The following is a 20,186-nucleotide window of genomic DNA, read 5'->3' on the forward strand; positions in this document are numbered from 1 at the left end:
GCTGTTTCTCGTATATGCTTATGAATAAGAGAGGTGCGACTTCTACGTCCTTTTATGGGTGAAGCCGTTTTTTTCGTAAAGGTTCCGTGCAGGCAGGTTCATTTTACCGGTCGAAACGGATATCTTTTCCCAGTCGTCGTGTAATTGAAGAGCATGCAACAGTGCATCCGCGATACCCTGCCGAAAATAATCAGGGCGGACGACCATTCGGCAAATCAGCATTTGATCATTCTCTTTTGTATAAGATATTGCACCCGCTAAGGCATCACCCTTTAAATAGCATAAAACGTTTCATGACAATGAATGAATTGTTCCAATAGAGGTATATTGGTAAAACCGATCATTTCCGCTTCCACCTTATAGGTATCTTTCTGAAGTTTAAAAAGCTGCTGGCCATAATCGGAGTCTAGGTCCCGAATTTTCATGATCAAATCCTATCACTTCCTTTCATTACAATGGAAGAGGGAGATTATTGTTTCTAATCAGTCTGTGTTATAATCGACAAACAATATGAACTAATGAAATGAGGAAGAAATTTGTTAACATTTGAAGAAAAATTGAGCATCATTGAAACTTTTCCGGAATTACAGCGAAAAGATGTTTCATTGGGGCGTGTGAACTTCCATTATCCAGATAGTGTCCAGGAGAAAAAGATCGTCGTTCAGCACTTGCATCCCAATGGAAATGGATTCGTTTACGCAGGGCATATGAGAAAAAAAGACACTGACCGTAAAGGGTTTATCAATATACGTGACTATAATGAAGCGGAATTAAAAGAATTGATCCAAAAAAGCGTGGATTACCTATCTGAACCTCCTGTTGAATTCGAAGAAGAGGAAAACGAGTTCGCTAGGTTGGAAGGGAAATGGATTGGCCCTGAAAAGCAAGAGCTTACACTTGAAAGGGAAGACCTGCTTTGGAATGTGTATTCAGGGTCGAATCTTGAGGAGTGTTTCGAGAGTCCAGTAGAGGCGGAGCGCTACTTATTGGACGAAGGCTTCCGACAAAGCAAGAAGAGGAATATGTAGAATTTTAGGATAATTTGTCGGTTGATTTACTGCGATAATCTTGTTTTTTTAGGATTTCCCATGATATAATATAAGTAATTATTTTTGTTCGGAATAAGTTTGATAGAAGGATTTACTGTAATAGGATTCCTCTTGAAACATTATCCAGAACCAAAAATAGTAATAAAATGGATTTTTCCAAACACAGGAGGAACTATCATGGTACAAGGTAAAGTAAAATGGTTTAACGCAGAAAAAGGTTTCGGTTTCATCGAAGTTGAAGGCCAAGACGATGTATTCGTACATTTCTCAGCTATCCAAGGCGAAGGCTTCAAAACGCTTGAAGAAGGCCAAGAAGTTTCTTTCGAAATCGAGCAAGGCGCTCGTGGACCACAAGCAGCTAACGTTCAAAAATAATTGAACGCATATAAAAAAAGACTCCGATTTTGGAGTCTTTTTATTTTTCTTTTTTTTCGGCCATTTCCTTTAATACTTTGTCCAATTTTTCTTCGATCCGTTTAGAACGATTAAAATGCCCTGACAGGAAAAACACGATGAATATAACGAATACGACAAGCACTAGCATAAAAAGGATAGGCAGGAACTGGGTTATATTTTCAGTCATTGGATATTATCTCCTTTTTGTTCCATTATACTTCATGCTTACCGCTGCTATGATAGAGGGAGCCAAGTTTTTTTAAAAAAACACTGAAAGGGGATATGCAAAAACGCATATCCCCTTTCAGTCAGTTCTGGAATAGCGAGGCGAACTTTTGAAGTCTGGGCAAGTCTGACTCTTGATACATCTGTTCTATCTTCAATGTCACCAATAACTGGCTCTTGGCAAATAACATGTCCCGAAAATGATCAACTGCCCCACAAAAATGATTATAGTTGGTTTCACCAGTGCCGAAGACTCCCGTTTTCAGATGAGCAATTGGCAACTGTTCCAGTTCTTTATAAAGGGCTGCTGATTTAGCAGGAAGCTCCCCATTGCCCCATGTATAGGTGCCGATAATCAATGCATCGTAATCCGGCAATGTACGTAAATCGAATTCATTCATTCGATATAGTCCAGCTTCAGGTAAAAGGGAAGCAAGGGCTTCAGCAAGCGCTTTTGTATTGCCGCCGGCAGAATGATAGACTATGGCAACTTTACAGCTCATCGAACCCATTGCTGGCATTTACTTGACTGTATGTCCTTGACTTCTGTTCGAAGAAATCGGTTTTGGTAAGTCCGATGGATTCATCATCGAACGTTTTGATCCATGGCATCGGGTTCTCGCCATACTCTTTATACAAATTATCAAGGCCTAGCATACGTAGCCGTTTGTTGGCGATATATTCGATGTACTCATTGAATTCTTCCAAATCGAGATCGGCTTTGGTTTGGATATCTTCGAGCATATATTCAGACCATTCCTTTTCGAGTTCGACTGCTTTTTCAATCGTTGTATAGATGAACTTAGTGTTTTCTTCATTATTTAACTCAGGGTATTCATACATCAAGATTTGAACGAGCATTCCAATGAAATCGAAATGGACCATTTCATCGCGATGAATATAGGATATCATCGTAGCGGAACCGGTCATTAAATTTTGGCGTCCTAAATTATAATAAAAGGCGAAAGCCAGATAGAAATAAATCCCTTCAAGGTTCGTTGAATGGATCAGTGCCTCGAATAAATGCTGAGGGCTGGGATCATCCACGAACGTTTGATAAGCATCAACGATCGGTTGGTTACGCTTAATCACTTCAGGATGTTCTTTAATGCGGTCGAAAAGCTGTTTTTGCTTGCCTACCGGAATCAAGGAAGCAAGGATATAGGAATAAGATTCATTATGGATCGATTCCTGCTGGGCCATGTTGGCCAGGATAGCTTTTGCCGCCGGATCTTTGATGTACCGAAGGATTTCTACTAAAGTGGGCGTTTGAAGACTGTCCATTCCAGCAATCATCGTAAGGATATCGAGAAAAGCGTCCTGGATATCTTCGTCCAATTCGCCCCACTGCTTTTTATCCTGAATCATGTTCACGCTCGAAGGCTTCCAAAAGTTATTGATGAGCTGTGTATAGGTATCATAGAATTTTTCATACTGAATATCGTTCCAAAGGAGGAAGCCTGAAGCTTCTCCTTTGAAAACACCGGTTGCCTTGGTTGGATGCGTTGGTTCCAGCATCCGAATCTTTTTGATATGATTGGTCATTCGTGAAAACTCCTTTAAGAATAGATTACTGGGTTATGATTGTCGTTAACTTGAACAGCTTTCGCAGGCATTTTCATATTCGGAAGAAGTCGAACGAACATAATACGTTGATTTCAACCCGCTTTCCCATGCCGTTAAATGGATATCCAATAGGACCTTCGCTTTGATTGTATTGTGTACATACAGATTAAAGCTGATTGCTTGGTCAATATGGCGTTGGCGGGCAGCATTTTGCCTGATGCTTTCCAGTTGGTCCAAATTAAATCGCGTCTTTTTATAATATTCATACGTATTTGGCGTCAAGCCTGGTGCGGTCACCTTGAATTTGAAGTTTTTCTTTTCTTCGTAAAATTCAATTTCATACAAAGGATCGATTCCATCCGTGGAATTACCGATTTTAGCGGTCGATGAATTGGGTGCAATGGCCATTAAATATCCATTACGGGTCCCGTGTTCCTGCACGTCTGCTTTTAAATCCATCCATTTTTGATCTGTATAGTCACGCAGTTCGAAATAGCTCCCTGTATGCCAATCCGATCCTTCAAAATATGGGTATGATCCTTTTTCTTTGGCTAATTCGTTGGATGCCTTGATTGTTAAGTAAGCGATCTTTTCGTATAAAGCATCGGCATAGTGAACAGCCTCATCGGATTCCCAATAAATATTCTGTGTGGCAAGTAAATGATGCCATCCAAACGTTCCTAAACCAATTGCCCGGTAACGTTTGTTCGAGATGGATGCTTGTTTGACAGGAAGATTATTCACATCAATGACATTATCCAGCATACGGATCTGAATGGGAATCAATCTTTCTAAAACATCGCTGCCCACCGCTCGGGGCAAGTTAATGGAAGAAAGGTTGCAGACAACGAAATCGCCGCTTTTACGAACCACAACAACATCTCCATCTTCTGTTTCATATTCATCCGTGATCGTCGAAGGGCTTAGGTTTTGGGCAATCTCCGTGCAAAGGTTAGAACAATAAATCATACCTTTATGTTTATTGGGATTCTTCCGATTCACTTCATCGCGGTAGAACATATATGGTACGCCTTCTTCCAATTGAGAAATCATGATGCTTTTCATGATGTCCATCGCATTGATTTTTTCAAAGCTGTAGTTTGGAAGCGTGCCATTTTCTGCGGCCTCGACAGCAAGTGCATAATGATTTCTGAAGCTTCCTTCACCTTTCTTCTCGTCATAAAGATCTTCAAGTGAAAATCCAAGGGTTTGCTTAATGGTATGCGGATCGAAAAGATACCACTCTTTTCTGTCGCGTACAGCCTCCATGAATAAATCAGGAATGCATACACCTGTAAAAATATCATGGGCTTTTAATCTGTCATCCCCGTTTTGTGTCTTCAAATCGAGGAAGCTCATGATATCTTTATGCCAAGCATCCAAGTAAATCGCGATGGCACCTTTACGTTGACCCAATTGATCGACACTTACAGCTGTCTGGTTGAATAGTCGAATCCAGGGAGTCGTGCCGGAACTGTTTCCAGAGAAACCTCGGATATCAGAACCAAGAGAGCGAATCTTACCAACGTAAAGACCGACACCGCCACCGAATTTAGATACTTTTGCTGCATCGTAGTTAGATAGGTAGATACCGTCAATGGAATCTTCAATTGCGTCGATAAAGCAAGAGCTTAACTGTCCATGTGTTTTACCTGCATTGGAGAGTGTAGGAGTTGCAACGGTCATATAAAGATTGGACATGGCCCAGTATGCTTCTTTTATAAGTTGCAGGCGGTGCTCCGTTTTTTCCAATCGCATGATTTCCATCGCGATGATCATGAAGCGTTCTTGTGGCAATTCGTAGACCTTGTCCTTTTTTGGGCGGGCTAGGTAGCGATCGTTTAATAAGTAGATGCCTATGTAAGAGAATAATTTATCTTTTTCCGGGTCGATCACCGAACCCAATTCCTCAATTTCCGCTTTTGTATATGAAGATAGCAGTTCTGATTTATAAATGGGATAACGCTGACCTTCTGAAAGCTGGGAGAGTTCCGTGATCAGTTCATAGAATGGGCCATAACTCATGCCTTCATAACCTCGATTAGCTTGTGCATCCCTATACATTGTATTCAATAGTTCTGCTGCAGCAACAAACGTCCAATCTGGAGCATCAATATCCACACCTTCAAGAGCGAGTTGTATCAGTTTTCTTGATGCCTGTTCTTCGGTTGAGTCACTTTTGCGATCAAGCCATTTTGTAAAACGCTTTTTGAACTTTTCCATATCGAGACGGCCTTCGAATTCCTTCGATAACATCTCAAGCTGGATGGATTTCGTTTTTGTGTCATTTTCACTTATGGTAGAGTTATATGTTTGAGTCATTAATAATCCTCCTTGTTAACTTCCGCTAAAATAAAAAAAACCGCCCAATGAATTGAGCGGATCAAACGATAGAATAAAAGAGCCATGAAAAAATAGCCATTATACTATCGTTTCATCATCTCAATCCCCGAAGAATAAGAAACGTGAAAAATTCAAGGCAGGTCTCCTGACTCATGATCATCCTACTTTGAGTCCTTCCCGTATAGAGAGCTATACAGTGGGTTTCTCATTTCGTCACATTTACAGTTGCGGGGACAGTTCCGGGTTTACACCGGATTCCCTTTTCAGCCATCACTGGCACCTTGGATTATAAAAAATTCTATATATAGTTATTATTATTGTTTGTGTAATCAATATCTAGTATTTATGCTTATATTATCGTAAGCCATATACGATGATAATTCAACTAATATATTTGAAAAAAACCAGACCTTATCTATTGACAAAGTGCGGGTAGAAGGTAAAGGAATGAAAGTTTTTATTGGGGAATGGGTAATTCAAGCGCTGATTTTACGGGGTTTTGTGTTAAAATAAATTGTCTAGTAAAGGTGGCTCTTCCTTATTACGATGAGGGGATTCGCGGAAAAATATTTATGAAAAAGGGGATATAATCTTGGAAAAAGTATTAGTTTTTGGACATAAAAACCCGGATACAGACACAATCTGTTCAGCAATCGCTTATGCAGATCTGAAAAAGCAGTTAGGTATCAACGCTGAACCAGTTCGTCTCGGTGAAGTGAATGGTGAAACTCAATATGCATTGGACCAATTCAAATTCGATGCTCCCCGTCTTGTGGAAAAAGTTGCAGGGGAAGCTGATGGCGTAATCCTGGTGGATCATAACGAACGCCAGCAAAGTGCTGAAGATATTGACCAAGTCCGTGTGTTGGAAGTTATCGACCATCACCGTATCGCTAACTTTGAAACAAGCGATCCTTTATATTACCGTGCGGAACCAGTTGGCTGTACGGCAACCATTTTAAATAAAATTTATAAAGAAAACGGCATTGAAGTCCCTAAAGCAATTGCAGGTCTTATGCTGTCTGCCATCATTTCCGATTCTTTATTGTTCAAATCACCGACCTGCACGGAGCAAGACGTTGCAGCAGCAATGGAACTGGCTGCCATTGCGGGAGTCGACGCTGAAACATACGGATTGGAAATGTTGAAAGCTGGAGCTGACTTGAGCGATAAAACGATTGCCCAGCTTATCACTCTTGATGCAAAAGAATTTTCCATGGGAATGGCTAAAGTGGAGATAGCACAGGTCAATGCTGTAGATCCGAATGAAGTCCTTGCTAAGCAAGCAGAATTGGAAGCGGCGATTGAAGCGGTCATTGCTGAGAAGGAATTGGACTTATTCCTATTCGTCGTAACGGATATCTTGACTAATGATTCTGTTGCCTTAGCTCTTGGTAAAGCAGCTTATGCAGTGGAAAAAGCATACGACGTTTCATTAAACAATAACATCGCCGTCTTAGAAGGCGTTGTATCACGTAAAAAACAAATCGTGCCGGTCTTAACGGACGTATTCAGCAAATAATACAGAAAAAGGGGGTGCTCATTAAAAACATGGGCATCCTTTTTCTGTACATGCAAAAAAAGACTCAAACATCCATTAAGGGTGTTTGAGTCTTTTTTCTTAATTCAAAGATTCCTTTTCTTTTTCATAGGCGATGACAATCAATTCTTTATTGGCTTCCTCGCCAAGTTTGCTTTCAAAGCTTTTCAGTTCATTCAATAAATCCGGTGACAGATTTGCTGCCGAATAATCCTGCATGGGTGTCATGCTTTTCGCTCCTTTCAAAAGAAAATAATTCATGTTATCTATTTTGTCGGTTTGAAAAGTTTCTATTCAGCAGAATTTTTCTTCTTCAAGATATTTTACTTTCTGAGGTGGCGAGTTTTTCAAGCAATAACGAACTTTCGTCATCGAGTCCTTGCACTTGGACAGGTATTCCCAGAAGCTGATATTTAAGGACAACCGTATCAACAGCACCGACTGCTGACGCATCCCAAATTTTAGAATGGGAAAAGTCGATGACGATTGCATCGGCTTTTTCCTTGAAATCGAACTTCGAAACAAAGTCCTGGACAGAAGCGAAAAATATTTGTCCGTTGATACGATAAATGATTTTCTTAGCCTGGATGTCTTCCGTTTTCTCTACAATCACTTTAGAAATTTTAGCCGAGAAGAAAATCATGCTCAATAGCACTCCAGCAAATACCCCTTTTGATAAGTCATGAGTATAAAGGACAATGAGGACCGTCACGATCATCACGGTAGCATCTGACCTTGGAGCTATAGTGAGCCTCTTTAGGGAAGACCAGTCAAAGGTCCCGATTGAAACCATGATCATGACTGCGACAAGTGCAGCCATCGGTATTTTAATAAGGACATCATTCAATACCACGATTAATACCATAAGGAATGCGCCAGCTACAAAAGTGGAGAGCCGTCCCCTTCCTCCCGATTTAATGTTGATACCGGATTGGCCGATCATCGCACATCCAGCCATTCCGCCAAAACATCCGGCAATGATGTTCGAAATCCCCTGGCCTTTGGCTTCCTTATTTTTATTACTGTCCGTGTCAGTCATCTCATCGACTATTTGAGCTGTCAATAACGATTCAAGCAACCCCACAAACGCAAGGGCTATGGAATAAGGGAAAATGATCACCAAAGTTCCGAAGGTCAAAGGGATGTCTGGAAGCATGAACATCGGAAACGCTTCGGTCAATTGCCCCATATCCCCTACAGTCCGCACCGTAGCCCCCGTTGTAACTGCAACGATCGTCATGAATATGATGGCGACAAGTGGTGAAGGTATGATTTTCGTGATCATCGGAAAAAGATAAATGATAGCTAATGAAACGGCTGTCATGACATACATGATCCATGTTTCGCCCACGAAATGGGTGAGCTGTGCCGTGAAAATCAAGATGGCTAAAGAATTCACAAAACCAGTCATGACCGGCTTCGGAATGAACTTCATTAATTTCCCGATTTTTAAAACTCCTAGTAAAATTTGGAGCAAACCAGTCAATATTGTTGCAGCAAGTAAATAGTTCAGTCCATGATCTTTAACAAGGTCGACCATGACGAGTGCCATTGCGCCAGTGGCAGCCGATATCATTCCCGGCCTTCCGCCGACAAAAGAGATGACGATGGCAATACAGAATGAGGCATATAGACCAACCATTGGGTCAACGCCAGCAATGATTGAAAAGGCAATCGCCTCCGGAATCAATGCCAAGGCAACGACAATTCCCGATAGGACATCTCCTCTAATGTTGCCGAACCATTCCTGTTTGTATGCAGATGTATTCAAAGATACACTCCTTCTTTCTTTTATATATGTGTGTTGAATTCTTTTTTAAACGCACTAAATTATAGCATGAGCCCTTCTTTCTATCTATATGGATAATATAAACGACAAGAGGGTCATTCATTTCTTATCGAATGAGGTAAAATGCTTTAAGAGAGAAGAATTGGTTAAAAAGGTGCTTGAGCTATCATATGAGGGAATTCGATTATCTTATGGGGGGAAGGCAGTATCACTAGAAAGCTGGATCATTTATTATGCCTGCATACAGGCCATGCTTGTAATAATGTCAGTCGAAATGGATTTCCGAATAATGGCTTGGCCATTTTTGACGTAATGGTTCCTACAGGCTTTTGTAAAATTCCCGCTAAAGGGGAGTGGAGTAAAACGGTAGGGATCTATTTCATAATTGAAAATCAAAAAAACCATGGATTTCCTTTACCTACTCGCTTTGCGCACCGATTGGAACCGATTTTTGACATTCTAGAAATGGGTTTTAGAAGGTAGTGAAACGCGATAGAATTTAATGATTACTTATAAACCACATGATTTATATCAATCGAGCCAGTTATAGGCAGATCGTACATTTACTATTCATATAATGAAAAAAGATAGTGCTTTTACTGTGTCAGTATAAGTGGGCAAGAGGTAAGAGAGTTTTTTTACCGGAACGATATTTTCCGTTTTTACAATATATGGAAGTGGTGAGGGTGAAAAGGCCAGCTCTATCAAAGTTTGGGAGTAGGAACCCTCCTGATGTTAAGAGGCTATTCCTTATCAATAATACTGGATTTACATAAAGTACATGTCACTTCTTTATAATGCTTGAACCTGATCTTTCGAAGGTCGCTTCTGGACAACATTGCGAATACATTATATCTTTTGCCGCATGCACAAGTATTTTTATCTTTAACTATGTGTCTCTCATCCGTAGTAGCTGAATAAATGGTTGGATAGAACATATATAACCCTCCTTGTTTTAATTTTAGGCAAATTAAAAAGGGGCAAGAAATTGATAATAAAGTGATCCATTCAAGAAATATCATGACAGCCCGGCTGCCATGACAACTAGTTGTTGGTTTAGGCCCGTAGCTTTGCGTCTTTTACTTTCATAAAATTTGCCTAAAATAATCTTAACATAAAATTTAATGCGTGATGAAGTGCAGAAAAAATACTTATCAGTTTATGGGTGGGTTCTAAGGATTGATGGAATTTACGGATAGGCATGAAAGTGACCCGTTCGAATATTCCTCGATTTCCTTTCGATACCTCTTATTTACAATAATTTCTAGAAATATCTAGCACTACAGCTGTATGAGCATTGAACATGGGAAAGCCTGCTTCCATCTGGAAGCAGGCTTTCTTGCCAAAGTGTGATCAATGTGATCTGGCCAACTCCGGATTGCGGTGCATCGCGAAATAGAGGACAAGTCCGGCTATGAGGAGTAACGTGCTGGTCGTGATGAAAACGGCGGAGAATCCGTAGAAACCAGCAACCATTCCGCCCATTGCGGGTCCGATGATATTGCCTAAGAAGCGCAGGCTCGTATTGTACCCAAGTACTTCCCCCTGCATGGCAACAGGAGCTTCTTGGCGAATGTAGGCAATCCTTACAGGGATGATGCCGCCTATTGCCATGCCTAGAATGAAACGTACCAAAACTAGCTGCCAAAAATGATTGATGAAGGCACCAGGCAAGTAGACTGTAGCAGTCAGAAAAAGAAGCAGAACAAGAATCTTCACATGTCCATGCCGGTCACCTATCTTGCCCCAGTGACGCGCCATCAATAAATTCCCCAGGCCTGCTGCAGAAAAGGCGATACCTGAATAAAATCCAAGATTGGAAGTTCCATGCAGCTCGCCGACGTATAAAGAAAGAATGGGCTGAATGCTGAAGTGGGCAACTTGAACAAGAGTCGAAATGAGCATGACATTGACCAGGATGGGATTCCTTAAGATATGCGAGAGAACCTCCCTGCTTGTATAGCTCGACTTCGTTCCCTTTTGCCGTTCCATTTGGTACTCCTTGGTTGCAAAAACAAGAAGTCCAGAGATGAAAATGGTGATGGAGGTGAATTTAAAGGCGGTTGAATAGCCGAGTGTGTCTGCAAGCAGGCCGCCAAGTAATGGTCCGAAAAGGGAACCGGTTATATTTCCCGTTTGTAAGGTTCCCAGTACGCGTCCGGCAATTTCTTTTGGGGTCTGCGTTGATATGAAGGCCTGTGACATGGAAATGAAGCCAGTGAATATTCCCGTGAACATCCTTAAGACGAATAGCTGCCAAACATTTTCAACGAATCCCATCAGGAAAATGGACAGCCCCATCCCAAAGGCACAGGCAATCAAGATTTTCTTTCTGCCGTACCGATCACCAATTCGTCCCCAAATGGGAGAGAATAAAAAGGCAGTCACAAACGTGATTCCAAATGTCCATCCGGACCAATGTTGGATATATTGAGTCGAATAATCCCCGAATGTACCAATGTATAAGGATATGAATGGGAGAACCATCGTCATGCTCCCGCCTATGAAGAAATTGGCGAACCACATGATGAAAAGATTGCGTTTAGCTATTTTATGAGCATTCATTTTACATACAACACTTCTTTCCTCCGAAAAAAACTTCGGGTTCCTAAATAATAGTATACATAATTTAACTAATTTATTAAACGAATTTGTTTTACCGGTTTTTTAATGAATGTGCAAATGGTATAATGTGAAAATATTGATTTTTCAGAAAAATTAAACAAAACGAAAGGTATTCACTTTTCCATTTAAAGGAGTTTTTAACATGTTGACGATTTTAGGATTTTGCATGATTTTAACGTTTCTGGTCTTAGTCATCACAAAGCGTTTATCAGTGGTTGTCGCTTTTATCTTCACGGCGATAGCTTTTGGTCTGATTGGTGGCTTTGCCTCGGAAATGGGAGATATGATGTTGGCAGGTATTTTAAAGGTTACACCGACAGCAGTCATGATCGTTTTTGCTATTCTATACTTTGGTTTAATGATTGACGTTGGTCTATTCGAGCCCATGATCGCTAAAATACTCAGTTTTGTAAAAGGAGATCCGCTAAAGGTTGTCATGGCAACCGCCGTTATAACCATGTTGGTAGGTTTGGACGGAGACGGTTCTTCCACATTCATGATCACCGTTTCAGCCATGCTGCCGCTTTATATCAAATTAGGGATGAACAGGCTAGTATTGGCCTGCGTCGTTGGTTTAGCCGCTGGGGTCATGAATATGATTCCTTGGGGAGGTCCTTTGGTCAGGGCGGCCGCGAGTCTTCAGGTTGAAGTATCGGAGTTATTCATTCCCCTCATTCCGGTCATGATTTGCGGTCTTTTATGGACGCTTTTTTCGGCATATGTACTTGGCAAAAAGGAAAGGGAGAGATTAGGAGTCAGCTCCCTGGAGACGAAGATGCAACCTGGTATGGGCGAACAGGCTGCAGCTGTTGAAACCGCACCTAAAGGAACATCCAAGCTTTTTTGGTTTAATTGGTTCTTGACGATTTTACTGATGGTGTTGCTGGTGATGGAAGTGCTGCCGATCCAAATCTTATTTGCCGCCGCTTTTGCGATTGCACTATTCGTTAACTTTCCGAACCCAAAAGAACAGCAGGAAAGGATTTTAAGTCATGCCAATAGTTTCGTGATGATCTGTACACTCATTTTCGCAGCAGGGATTTTTACGGGTGTATTCACAGAAACAAAGATGATGGACTCGATGGCTGCTTCAATCGTAACTGTCATTCCGGAGTGGCTCGGGGCACATTTACCACTGGTGGTAGCGCTGACGAGCATTCCGATGGGGTTCATTTTTTCACCTGATGCCTATTACTTTGGCATTCTACCAATAATAAGTGAAACGGCATCGAACTTCGGTATTGCTCCAGTAGAAATCGGAAGGGCGGCTTTATTAGGCCATTCGACCGCAGGGTTCCCATTATCGCCATTAGTGCCTGCAACATTCATATTGATTGGCCTTGTAGGCGTGGATTTTGGGGATCACCAAAAATTCCTGTTTAAATGGGCGTTTGGGACAACCATCATCATGACGATCGCAGCTATTACTTTCGGGGTCATCACTTTGTAAAATGTGAGCCCATTAAGCTATATTGTGAAATCCTTGTCTGTGAAATTAGTAAGGTGTTCACTCTCACTGGTGTAATCTATTTTCCTATTTATCCCTCTTTCTGTTTATTCTTCCATAATAGTGGAAAGTAATAAGAGGAAATACATATAAGAGAGTGAGGGAATTTATCATGAACTATAAACAAAAACTTATACTGCCTATGTGTACTGCCTTTTTACTGTATGGATGTAATTCAGCGGATGATTCAAATCAGGCGGACAAAAATGCCGAGGACATTAATACAGTGGGACAAGGAACAGATACAGAGGGCGACCCGCAGGTGAAGGCGGAAGTTAAAGATTTAGAAGGTAAAACACTTGGGACGGTAAACTTTACCGCTGAAGAGAATTCTGTAGTGATCGAGACCGCTTTGGAGGGTCTTGAGCCAGGCTATCATGGATTCCATGTTCATGAAAACGCAGCATGTGAGCCGGATGCTAAGGATGGCCCTTTCACTACAGCGGGAGGACACTTCAATCCAACTGATGAAACGCACTCTAAACATGCAGGGGATATGCCCCCTCTATATGTAAAAGAAGATGGGACAGCCAAATATACGGCAACATTGGATAACATGACAATAGACCAACTTAAGAAAGAAGAGTTAGCTGTAATCGTTCATGGGAATCCAGACAACTTTGCCAATATTCCTGACCGTTATGAAGCCAATGGAAAAAAAGGACCGGATGAAGATACCTTGAAAACTGGTGATGCAGGCGATAGGCAAGCTTGCGGGATTGTTGTAAGTGCAGAGGAAAAATAAATGAATGAAGCTAGAGCGATTCTTCTAAAGAGGAATCGCTCTTTTCATTGTAGGTAAAACAGCTGACCGCTAAAATCTTAAGGTTGAATTCATTCTTTTTACGTTTTAAGAAGGCTTTTTCTATTGTGATATAGAAGTAAAAGAGTAAGTAATATTGCATTAGCCGGCATATGGTATTAAAGGATCATAGTTAATTCTTACAGTGGGATGAAGTCCAAGCATAGGTTTAATATAGGAAAATAAGTTTTGGTTTGAATGGATAAAAAAACCCGAATAGGGATCATGTCCACTGATTCGGGTTTGCATTATCATTTTGCTGTAATGGTTTCTTCGATTAGCTGTAGTCTCTCAGCCACTTCTTCTTCAGAAAGGTTATGCTCGACTACATAGCGGTTACGCGGATGCACTCGGCATTCATGAGTACAGCTGCGCAAGTGTTTGTGCTCGTTCTCTTCACTGCAAAGGATTTTCTTGTTGCATTCAGGGTTAGCGCAATTGACATAGCGTTCACAAGGTTCGCCGGAATAAATATCGCGTCCGACAATGACATGTTCCTTTTGATTGATAGGTACGGCAATCCTTTCATCGAATACATACATTTGGCCATCCCAAAGCTCACCTTGGACTTCGGGATCCTTCCCGTATGTTGCGATGCCGCCATGCAACTGGCTTACATCTTCAAAGCCTTCTTCGACAAGCCAGCCTGAGAATTTCTCACAGCGGATACCGCCGGTGCAATACGTAAGGATTTTTTTGCCTTCAAACATTTGTCTATTTTCCTGAACCCAATCCGGAAGTTCACGGAAATTCGTGATTTCTGGCTTGATTGCACCCCTGAAATGTCCTAAATCATATTCATAGTCATTTCTGGCATCAAGGACGATAGTATTTTCATCTTGCATTTGCTCGAAGAATTCCTTCGGGCTCAAGTATTGGCCTGTCGTCCGGTTTGGGTTGATGTCTTCTTCCAAACGAAGCGTTACAAGTTCATTACGTGGACGAACATGCATTTTTTTGAAAGCATGGCCGTCAGCTTCATCTATTTTAAACACGATATCGGCAAAGCGGGAATCGCTTTTCATCATGTCCATATATTGGTTAGTTTGTTCGATCGTACCTGAAACGGTTCCGTTGATGCCTTCTGATGCCACTAAGATACGGCCTTTCAATTCAAGGACCTTACATGCCGCAAGATGCTCGGCTGCGAATTCTTCGTGATTCTCGATGGGTACATACAAATAATAAAGTAATACTCTATATGGTTTTGTTTCCATTTTTTATTTACCACCTATGTTTTATATTTGCAAGATATAAAGGGTGATCATTTAGACACTTTTCTCTTACAGATAATCATTATACCAAGAAAACGTAAAAATGATAAGAGCATGAAGAAAAATCAAAAGGAGTTGTATGGAATGTTGAAAGAGTTAATGAGATATCCAATCATTCAAGCACCTATGGCAGGAGGAGCTTCCACTCCGAAGCTTGCGGCTTCAGTATCCAATGCAGGAGGATTGGGCTTCCTCGCAGCTGGGTATAAGACTGCAGAAGAGATGAAGGACGAGATAGGGCAGACCCGTCAGTTAACTGAGCGGCCTTTTGGCGTGAATGTATTTGTGCCGGGTAACGAGGTTGTGGATGAGAATATATTATCCGCCTATCGTGAAAAGATCGAAAAAAAGGCCGAAAGCGTTGGGGCTGAGATTGGAAAAGCCGTTCGTGATGACGATGATTGGGGAAATAAACTACGTGTATTGAAGGAGGCTGGGGTCGCTGTCGTCAGTTTTACGTTTGGTTGTCCAACGGAAGATGTAATAAGGGAGCTCCAAGATGTCGGTTCCCTTATAGCCGTGACAGTAACCAATCTTCCAGAAGCGAAAAGGGCGGCGGAAGCAGGCGCGGATGTTCTATGTTTACAGGGGTTTGAAGCAGGGGGTCACCGAGCCAGCTTTGAAAACCGCACAGAAGATGATTACGGTCTTTTAATATTGATACGGATGATAAAAGGTGAGCTGAACTTACCGATCATTGCGGCGGGAGGACTGATGCATGGAAAGGATATCGCGGCTGTGCTCAAAGCGGGAGCAGAAGCGGCACAATTGGGAACTGCTTTCCTTCGCTGTCCCGAAAGCGGGGCAAGTCCCGTCCATAAAGCAGCTTTAGGAAATCCCCGATTTACTCAGACCGCTGTTACCCGAGCCTTCAGCGGCCGGCGGGCACGCGGGTTGGTGAATCACTTTTTAACGGAATATGATAGTGTTGCACCAGTCGCCTATCCTTATGTCCATCACATGACAAAGCAAATGCGAAAAGCGGCTGGACAAAAAAACAATCCTGAATTGATGGCTTTGTGGGCAGGTCAGGGGTATAAGCTGAGCAGGGAACTTCCTGCTTCAGAATTGGTTGAACTTCTTGTAGAAGAACTAAACTGAGAAGGGTTTGGATGGAGATGGAGATAAGGGAATTATTCATGGATGAGCCACCACCGATGCATTTATTGCTTTTGGCAGATCCTTCAAGTGAATTGGTCGAGGGATACTTGGGAAGCGGAATGTGCTTTGTTGCCGTGAGTGATAAGCGAATGATCGGTGTTTATGTTTTACTGCAAAAAGGTCCAAAGCTGATAGAGATAATGAACATTGCGGTGGATGAACGGCAACATGGAAGAGGAATCGGAAGGCAATTGATTGAACACGCCATAGGCCATGCAAGGGAACAGGGATATAAAACGATTGAGATCGGCACGGGAAATTCGGGAATAGGGCAGCTTGCCCTTTACCAAAAATGCGGTTTTAGAATAACTGGGGTCGATCGTGATTTTTTTAATAGAAACTATTCCGAGGCCATTTATGAAAATGGGATTCAGTGCCAGGATATGATTCGCTTGTCACAAAGTTTAGACTAAGTAATGATCATCCGAGTTTGAAGGAACAGCTTTACAGACAAAAGTGCGCGTCGCATTGCTTAGGGGGAATGACCTTGTTCTTTGGAGATATGATTTATCTTCTTTTTGCTTTACTAATGCCGCTTTTATTTGCGATTGGCGTTTTCATATTCATTCGATCAACGAATAGGCAAAAGGATTCTTTATCGAAAATTCATAAAGACTCACATGAAAAATAGCAGCAAGAGAAAAAGAGTGCAAAACAACGGCACTCTTTTTCTCATCTTCACCTTTCCAAAAAGGCTTCCAAATTCCTTTTCACACTAGGCCATTCATGCTCGAGAATACTGTAGACCACCGTGTTCCTTATCCTTCCATCTTGCAGTTTTTTCTCCATCCTCAAAATGCCTTCTTCAAGGGCGCCGAGCCTGGTTATTGCTGCACGCGATCTTTTGTTGAATTCGTCCGTCCTGAATTCGACCCGTTTCATTTGCCACTTTTCAAAAGCATGTTGCAATAGCAGGTACTTACATTCTGTGTTAATGGCTGTTCGCCATTTGTCTGGATGATACCAGGTCGCACCGATTTCCAGGGATTGATTATGAAATTGAATATTTCTTAAGCTCGTGCTGCCAACTATCGTATCATCAATCTGATCGATAACGACAAATGGATGATGAAGTTCCTGTTCCCTTGCTCGAATTCCTTCCTTTACATAGGAAATCGCCTCTTCATATGACAAAATTTTTGTGGCGCTCCATTCCCATATTTCAGATGGCAGGGAAGCAGCGTAAAGCGGTTCGATATGATGATCCATCATCGGGGCGAGTATCACGTGTTTCCCGAATAATTCGATATGCTCCATAGTCTCCTCCTATTGATTGATATCTCCATTATAAAAATATTCTGGTTCTGCAATAAGGACCAATACTGATATAATTTATGGAACCAGTTTGAAGGAGGACCAAATGTTTGAAATCACTCTAACCTTAGATAAAACGAATAATGAAGCTTTATATGTCCAATTGTATAAATACTTTATAAAGGAAATCCAGAATGGACAAATAAAGGCCGGAATGAAACTGCCTTCTAAACGAAAACTAGCTGTGCATTTAGGGATAGGCCTGAATACAGTGGATACGGCTTATCAGCAGTTGATTGCAGAAGGATATGTGGAAAGTCAATTAAGGAAAGGTTATTACGTAGCCGATTTAGAACCGATCTCACCTTTAAATGAGCCATTGCCTTTAACAGAAGGGAGGATGGGCCCTCCGAATGAAAGAAATGAAATAGATTACAATCATGCAAGGGTGGATGTGGATTCTTTCCCGCATGCAGTGTGGAAAAAATGCTTGAACAATACGTTATATCTACAGGAAAGGGAAATGTTCATGAGCGGTGATCCTCAAGGAGAATGGGGGCTCCGGGCTGAAATCTCATCCTATCTATTTCAATCGAGAGGAGTTCGCTGTGGGGCTGATCAAATCATCATTGGGGCAGGTACCCAGTATTTCATCCATCTGCTGCGGTTACTTCTTGGAAATGAGCGGATATTTGGGTTGGAAGACCCTGGCTTTCATAGAGTAAGGGAGGTACTGATGTTAGAGGGAGCGGATATGGCATTCATACCCTTAGATGAAAGTGGAATGAGTGTGGACTCCTTGAAAAAGAGTGCAGCGAATGTTGCCTATGTCACCCCTTCCCATCAATTTCCTTCCGGTATGATCATGCCGATAACTAGAAGGGTTGAATTACTGAATTGGTCAGTGGAAAAAAAGGGTTATATTATTGAAGATGATTATGACGGGGAATTCCGACATGCAGGCAAACCGATTCCGTCCTTGCAGGGGTTGGACACAAATGGAAAGGTCATCTACCTAGGCACGTTTTCAAAGTCGTTCATTCCATCAATCAGGGTGGGATTCATGGTGTTACCCACGGAGATGGCTAGCTGTTATCAGCAGAAGTTAATTGGATATAAACAGACCGTTTCCAAACTGATTCAGGAAACGCTCTGTCTTTTTATGAAAAATGGACATTGGGAACGCCATCTGAATAAAATGCGAACGATTTATCGTAAAAAGAATAAGGTGCTGCTAAATGCAATTGAAGAGAGCTTCCATGATCGTGTAGCCGTAATCGGTGAAAAGTCAGGATTGCACGTTCTTTTAAAAGTGAAAAACGGCAGCAGTGAGGCAGAGCTCATTCAAAAGGCTGCCAGTGTTGGGGTTAAAGTCCACCCAACTTCGGTTTATCATTCAAAGAATGTGAAAGATCCGACTATTTTGATTGGGTACGGTTGTTTAACCGAAAGGGAAATCGAAGCAGGAATCCGACTTTTAAAAATGGCATGGCTATAGCTTGGTGCGAAAGAATAAGGAAAAGGCCTTGATTCACACTTATTCCTCAATGATATAAGATACCCATTCAGTTTCTTATATTATTGAGGATTTTAAGGACCGTTTGGAAAAATATTTCCTGTTCTTCTTCAGTAATTCCTTCCAGGGCTTTTCCCTCGATTTTTTCTGCAATCTTAAGACATTTTGTATGTACCTCTTTACCCCGGGAGGTCAGTTCGATTCGTTTTTCCTGTTCATCTTTTCCAGGAACTTGTTTAATCATATTATTCTGTTCCATGCTGTTGACCGAACGTGTGATGATAACATTATCTACATCCAAGTAACTGCAAATATCGGGGATTGTGGAATATCCACAGTTCTTTAAATAATTCAGGATTGTCCACTGATTATGGTAAATTTCAAGGGCTGTAATTTGTTCATTCATTTTGCTGACTAATGATCTCGATACTTGTAAATATTGATGAAATAATTGAGTAGGGTTCGTCATATGATTCTCCTTTATAATGGTCGACCAATCCATTATATTCTTTAATTCTTAAAAGTCTATTGTAAAGAATCATTTATTTCAGTCAATGTTTATTTTTGGAAGCGGAGCAGGGAAGGGGGGATTCTGGAAATATGAATGGATTGAGAGAGAGTCCAGTACTCCTAAATCATTTAAAAACAATGAAAGAAGCATATATAAATTGACAAGAGGGCACTTAATATATGATGGCAAATATTTATTTTTTCCTTCAAATGGTCTATTAGCAAGAATCAAAGGACCCCCTTAAAAACCATTACGGCAACTTACCTTGAAGCTGAATGCGATATATCCTGTAAACAAAAACCCAGCCTCTAATGTGGCTGGGTTTTGTTTATAACCTCTCGCTGGTGGAGCGGTGTTTTGTTTCTTTTTTATTACGTTCTTCTTGTCGTTCATATTTAATTTCATCAATTGGTAAATCATCAATGGGCATGACTACTTGATCACGTTCCAGCTGTTTTTCCTGATTTTTCTTGAATGCCTTGGACTTATCATTACGCTCCTCAAGATACTTTGCTTTATCTTTATTGTCCAATGTCAATCCCTCCATCTCTTATTATCTCTTTTTCCCCTTATTGAGAAAATAAAACGTATAAGCGAAATATATGTGACCCCATTTCATAAATATAAG

22 protein-coding genes and 2 riboswitches are annotated in these 20,186 nt (G+C 41.3%); of the genes, 9 read left to right on the forward strand and 13 right to left on the reverse strand.

Annotated elements, in window-relative coordinates:
- Nucleotides 1–42: 42 nt before the first annotated feature.
- Together NYE63_RS05805 and NYE63_RS05810 are read right to left on the reverse strand one after the other, a co-directional pair.
- Nucleotides 43–222, reverse strand: coding sequence for a GNAT family N-acetyltransferase (locus NYE63_RS05805; protein WP_342604441.1), 180 nt, complete (start codon nucleotides 220–222; stop codon nucleotides 43–45).
- A 50-nt stretch (nucleotides 223–272) separates the two neighbouring features.
- Entirely contained in the window at nucleotides 273–425 is a 153-nt protein-coding gene (locus tag NYE63_RS05810) for a hypothetical protein (protein ID WP_342604442.1), read from the reverse strand.
- A 111-nt stretch (nucleotides 426–536) separates the two neighbouring features.
- Here NYE63_RS05810 and NYE63_RS05815 point away from each other — a divergent pair, with 111 nt between their 5' ends.
- Complete coding sequence (locus NYE63_RS05815) at nucleotides 537–1,028, forward strand: hypothetical protein (protein WP_342604443.1); 492 nt, start codon at nucleotides 537–539, stop codon at nucleotides 1,026–1,028.
- A 198-nt stretch (nucleotides 1,029–1,226) separates the two neighbouring features.
- Nucleotides 1,227–1,424, forward strand: a complete 198-nt coding sequence (locus NYE63_RS05820) for a cold-shock protein (protein ID WP_028393295.1) — start codon at nucleotides 1,227–1,229, stop codon at nucleotides 1,422–1,424.
- A 40-nt stretch (nucleotides 1,425–1,464) separates the two neighbouring features.
- Here NYE63_RS05820 and NYE63_RS05825 read toward each other — a convergent pair whose 3' ends face one another.
- The 4 genes from NYE63_RS05825 to NYE63_RS05840 form a co-directional block, all read right to left on the reverse strand.
- Nucleotides 1,465–1,632, reverse strand: a complete 168-nt coding sequence (locus tag NYE63_RS05825; protein ID WP_323602098.1) for a hypothetical protein — start codon at nucleotides 1,630–1,632, stop codon at nucleotides 1,465–1,467.
- A 121-nt stretch (nucleotides 1,633–1,753) separates the two neighbouring features.
- Entirely contained in the window at nucleotides 1,754–2,191 is a 438-nt protein-coding gene (locus NYE63_RS05830; protein WP_307264073.1) for a flavodoxin domain-containing protein, read from the reverse strand.
- Complete coding sequence (locus tag NYE63_RS05835; RefSeq protein WP_323602096.1) at nucleotides 2,163–3,215, reverse strand: ribonucleotide-diphosphate reductase subunit beta; 1,053 nt, start codon at nucleotides 3,213–3,215, stop codon at nucleotides 2,163–2,165. Before NYE63_RS05835 ends, NYE63_RS05830 begins: the two co-directional genes overlap by 29 nt.
- 45 nt (nucleotides 3,216–3,260) lie before the next feature.
- Nucleotides 3,261–5,558: a ribonucleoside-diphosphate reductase subunit alpha gene (locus tag NYE63_RS05840; RefSeq protein ID WP_342604444.1), complete on the reverse strand. Its 2,298-nt coding sequence runs from the start codon at nucleotides 5,556–5,558 to the stop codon at nucleotides 3,261–3,263.
- A 138-nt stretch (nucleotides 5,559–5,696) separates the two neighbouring features.
- Nucleotides 5,697–5,878, reverse strand: a riboswitch (cobalamin riboswitch).
- A gap of 293 nt (nucleotides 5,879–6,171) precedes the next feature.
- On the opposite strand from NYE63_RS05840, the gene NYE63_RS05845 reads away from it, so the two are divergent.
- Nucleotides 6,172–7,101 (forward strand): manganese-dependent inorganic pyrophosphatase, encoded by a 930-nt coding sequence (locus tag NYE63_RS05845; RefSeq protein ID WP_342604445.1) that lies wholly within the window; start codon nucleotides 6,172–6,174, stop codon nucleotides 7,099–7,101.
- Nucleotides 7,102–7,200: 99 nt separating this feature from the next.
- Here the strand turns inward: NYE63_RS05845 and NYE63_RS05850 are convergent, their stop codons facing one another.
- The 3 genes from NYE63_RS05850 to NYE63_RS05860 form a co-directional block, all read right to left on the reverse strand.
- On the reverse strand, nucleotides 7,201–7,347 hold the full coding sequence (locus NYE63_RS05850) for a hypothetical protein (protein ID WP_342604446.1): 147 nt from the start codon (nucleotides 7,345–7,347) through the stop codon (nucleotides 7,201–7,203).
- Nucleotides 7,348–7,432: 85 nt separating this feature from the next.
- Complete coding sequence (locus NYE63_RS05855) at nucleotides 7,433–8,890, reverse strand: SulP family inorganic anion transporter (protein ID WP_342604447.1); 1,458 nt, start codon at nucleotides 8,888–8,890, stop codon at nucleotides 7,433–7,435.
- Between the two features lie 1,037 nt (nucleotides 8,891–9,927).
- Nucleotides 9,928–10,017, reverse strand: a riboswitch (cyclic di-GMP riboswitch).
- A gap of 244 nt (nucleotides 10,018–10,261) precedes the next feature.
- On the reverse strand, nucleotides 10,262–11,473 hold the full coding sequence (locus NYE63_RS05860; protein ID WP_144477718.1) for an MFS transporter: 1,212 nt from the start codon (nucleotides 11,471–11,473) through the stop codon (nucleotides 10,262–10,264).
- Nucleotides 11,474–11,675: 202 nt separating this feature from the next.
- On the opposite strand from NYE63_RS05860, the gene NYE63_RS05865 reads away from it, so the two are divergent.
- Both NYE63_RS05865 and NYE63_RS05870 read left to right on the forward strand, forming a co-directional pair.
- A complete protein-coding gene (locus tag NYE63_RS05865) occupies nucleotides 11,676–12,983 on the forward strand; it encodes a citrate:proton symporter (protein ID WP_342604448.1) in 1,308 nt (435 codons plus the stop codon).
- A 169-nt stretch (nucleotides 12,984–13,152) separates the two neighbouring features.
- Nucleotides 13,153–13,785, forward strand: a complete 633-nt coding sequence (locus NYE63_RS05870) for a superoxide dismutase family protein (RefSeq protein ID WP_342604449.1) — start codon at nucleotides 13,153–13,155, stop codon at nucleotides 13,783–13,785.
- Nucleotides 13,786–14,093: 308 nt separating this feature from the next.
- Here the strand turns inward: NYE63_RS05870 and NYE63_RS05875 are convergent, their stop codons facing one another.
- The gene (locus NYE63_RS05875) at nucleotides 14,094–15,059 is read right to left on the reverse strand and encodes a rhodanese-related sulfurtransferase (RefSeq protein WP_342604450.1); all 966 of its coding nucleotides are present in this window, start codon (nucleotides 15,057–15,059) and stop codon (nucleotides 14,094–14,096) included.
- Between the two features lie 141 nt (nucleotides 15,060–15,200).
- On the opposite strand from NYE63_RS05875, the gene NYE63_RS05880 reads away from it, so the two are divergent.
- The 3 genes from NYE63_RS05880 to NYE63_RS05890 all read left to right on the forward strand — a co-directional run bounded on the left by NYE63_RS05880 (nucleotide 15,201) and on the right by NYE63_RS05890 (nucleotide 16,908).
- The gene (locus tag NYE63_RS05880) at nucleotides 15,201–16,217 is read left to right on the forward strand and encodes a nitronate monooxygenase (RefSeq protein WP_342604451.1); all 1,017 of its coding nucleotides are present in this window, start codon (nucleotides 15,201–15,203) and stop codon (nucleotides 16,215–16,217) included.
- Nucleotides 16,218–16,234: 17 nt separating this feature from the next.
- On the forward strand, nucleotides 16,235–16,690 hold the full coding sequence (locus NYE63_RS05885; protein WP_342605691.1) for a GNAT family N-acetyltransferase: 456 nt from the start codon (nucleotides 16,235–16,237) through the stop codon (nucleotides 16,688–16,690).
- 74 nt (nucleotides 16,691–16,764) lie between these two features.
- Entirely contained in the window at nucleotides 16,765–16,908 is a 144-nt protein-coding gene (locus NYE63_RS05890; protein ID WP_342604452.1) for a hypothetical protein, read from the forward strand.
- A 47-nt stretch (nucleotides 16,909–16,955) separates the two neighbouring features.
- Here the strand turns inward: NYE63_RS05890 and NYE63_RS05895 are convergent, their stop codons facing one another.
- Nucleotides 16,956–17,534: a GNAT family protein gene (locus tag NYE63_RS05895; RefSeq protein WP_342604453.1), complete on the reverse strand. Its 579-nt coding sequence runs from the start codon at nucleotides 17,532–17,534 to the stop codon at nucleotides 16,956–16,958.
- Between the two features lie 103 nt (nucleotides 17,535–17,637).
- Here NYE63_RS05895 and NYE63_RS05900 point away from each other — a divergent pair, with 103 nt between their 5' ends.
- Nucleotides 17,638–19,029, forward strand: coding sequence for a PLP-dependent aminotransferase family protein (locus NYE63_RS05900; protein ID WP_342604454.1), 1,392 nt, complete (start codon nucleotides 17,638–17,640; stop codon nucleotides 19,027–19,029).
- Between the two features lie 67 nt (nucleotides 19,030–19,096).
- On the opposite strand, the gene NYE63_RS05905 is transcribed toward NYE63_RS05900, so the two are convergent.
- Both NYE63_RS05905 and NYE63_RS05910 read right to left on the reverse strand, forming a co-directional pair.
- On the reverse strand, nucleotides 19,097–19,516 hold the full coding sequence (locus NYE63_RS05905) for a MarR family winged helix-turn-helix transcriptional regulator (RefSeq protein ID WP_342604455.1): 420 nt from the start codon (nucleotides 19,514–19,516) through the stop codon (nucleotides 19,097–19,099).
- Between the two features lie 370 nt (nucleotides 19,517–19,886).
- On the reverse strand, nucleotides 19,887–20,090 hold the full coding sequence (locus NYE63_RS05910; protein WP_342604456.1) for a hypothetical protein: 204 nt from the start codon (nucleotides 20,088–20,090) through the stop codon (nucleotides 19,887–19,889).
- Nucleotides 20,091–20,186: the final 96 nt, after the last annotated feature.

The sequence above is a fragment of the Peribacillus sp. FSL E2-0159 genome (assembly GCF_038643155.1).
In the GTDB taxonomy this organism is placed as follows: Bacteria; Bacillota; Bacilli; order Bacillales; family DSM-1321; genus Peribacillus; species Peribacillus simplex.

Bases quoted from the DNA above. Each gene is read 5' to 3' on its own strand.
- NYE63_RS05870 (WP_342604449.1), top strand. From the start codon at position 13,153: ATGAACTATAAACAAAAACTTATACTGCCTATGTGTACTGCCTTTTTA.
- NYE63_RS05885 (WP_342605691.1), top strand. From the start codon at position 16,235: ATGGAGATAAGGGAATTATTCATGGATGAGCCACCACCGATGCATTTA.
- NYE63_RS05895 (WP_342604453.1), bottom strand. From the start codon at position 17,534: ATGGAGCATATCGAATTATTCGGGAAACACGTGATACTCGCCCCGATG.
- NYE63_RS05900 (WP_342604454.1), top strand. From the start codon at position 17,638: ATGTTTGAAATCACTCTAACCTTAGATAAAACGAATAATGAAGCTTTA.
- NYE63_RS05880 (WP_342604451.1), top strand. From the start codon at position 15,201: ATGTTGAAAGAGTTAATGAGATATCCAATCATTCAAGCACCTATGGCA.
- NYE63_RS05830 (WP_307264073.1), bottom strand. From the start codon at position 2,191: ATGCCAGCAATGGGTTCGATGAGCTGTAAAGTTGCCATAGTCTATCAT.
- NYE63_RS05875 (WP_342604450.1), bottom strand. From the start codon at position 15,059: ATGGAAACAAAACCATATAGAGTATTACTTTATTATTTGTATGTACCC.
- NYE63_RS05865 (WP_342604448.1), top strand. From the start codon at position 11,676: ATGTTGACGATTTTAGGATTTTGCATGATTTTAACGTTTCTGGTCTTA.
- NYE63_RS05820 (WP_028393295.1), top strand. From the start codon at position 1,227: ATGGTACAAGGTAAAGTAAAATGGTTTAACGCAGAAAAAGGTTTCGGT.
- NYE63_RS05810 (WP_342604442.1), bottom strand. From the start codon at position 425: ATGAAAATTCGGGACCTAGACTCCGATTATGGCCAGCAGCTTTTTAAA.
- NYE63_RS05805 (WP_342604441.1), bottom strand. From the start codon at position 222: ATGCTGATTTGCCGAATGGTCGTCCGCCCTGATTATTTTCGGCAGGGT.
- NYE63_RS05835 (WP_323602096.1), bottom strand. From the start codon at position 3,215: ATGACCAATCATATCAAAAAGATTCGGATGCTGGAACCAACGCATCCA.
- NYE63_RS05905 (WP_342604455.1), bottom strand. From the start codon at position 19,516: ATGACGAACCCTACTCAATTATTTCATCAATATTTACAAGTATCGAGA.
- NYE63_RS05825 (WP_323602098.1), bottom strand. From the start codon at position 1,632: ATGACTGAAAATATAACCCAGTTCCTGCCTATCCTTTTTATGCTAGTG.
- NYE63_RS05840 (WP_342604444.1), bottom strand. From the start codon at position 5,558: ATGACTCAAACATATAACTCTACCATAAGTGAAAATGACACAAAAACG.
- NYE63_RS05860 (WP_144477718.1), bottom strand. From the start codon at position 11,473: ATGAATGCTCATAAAATAGCTAAACGCAATCTTTTCATCATGTGGTTC.
- NYE63_RS05850 (WP_342604446.1), bottom strand. From the start codon at position 7,347: ATGACACCCATGCAGGATTATTCGGCAGCAAATCTGTCACCGGATTTA.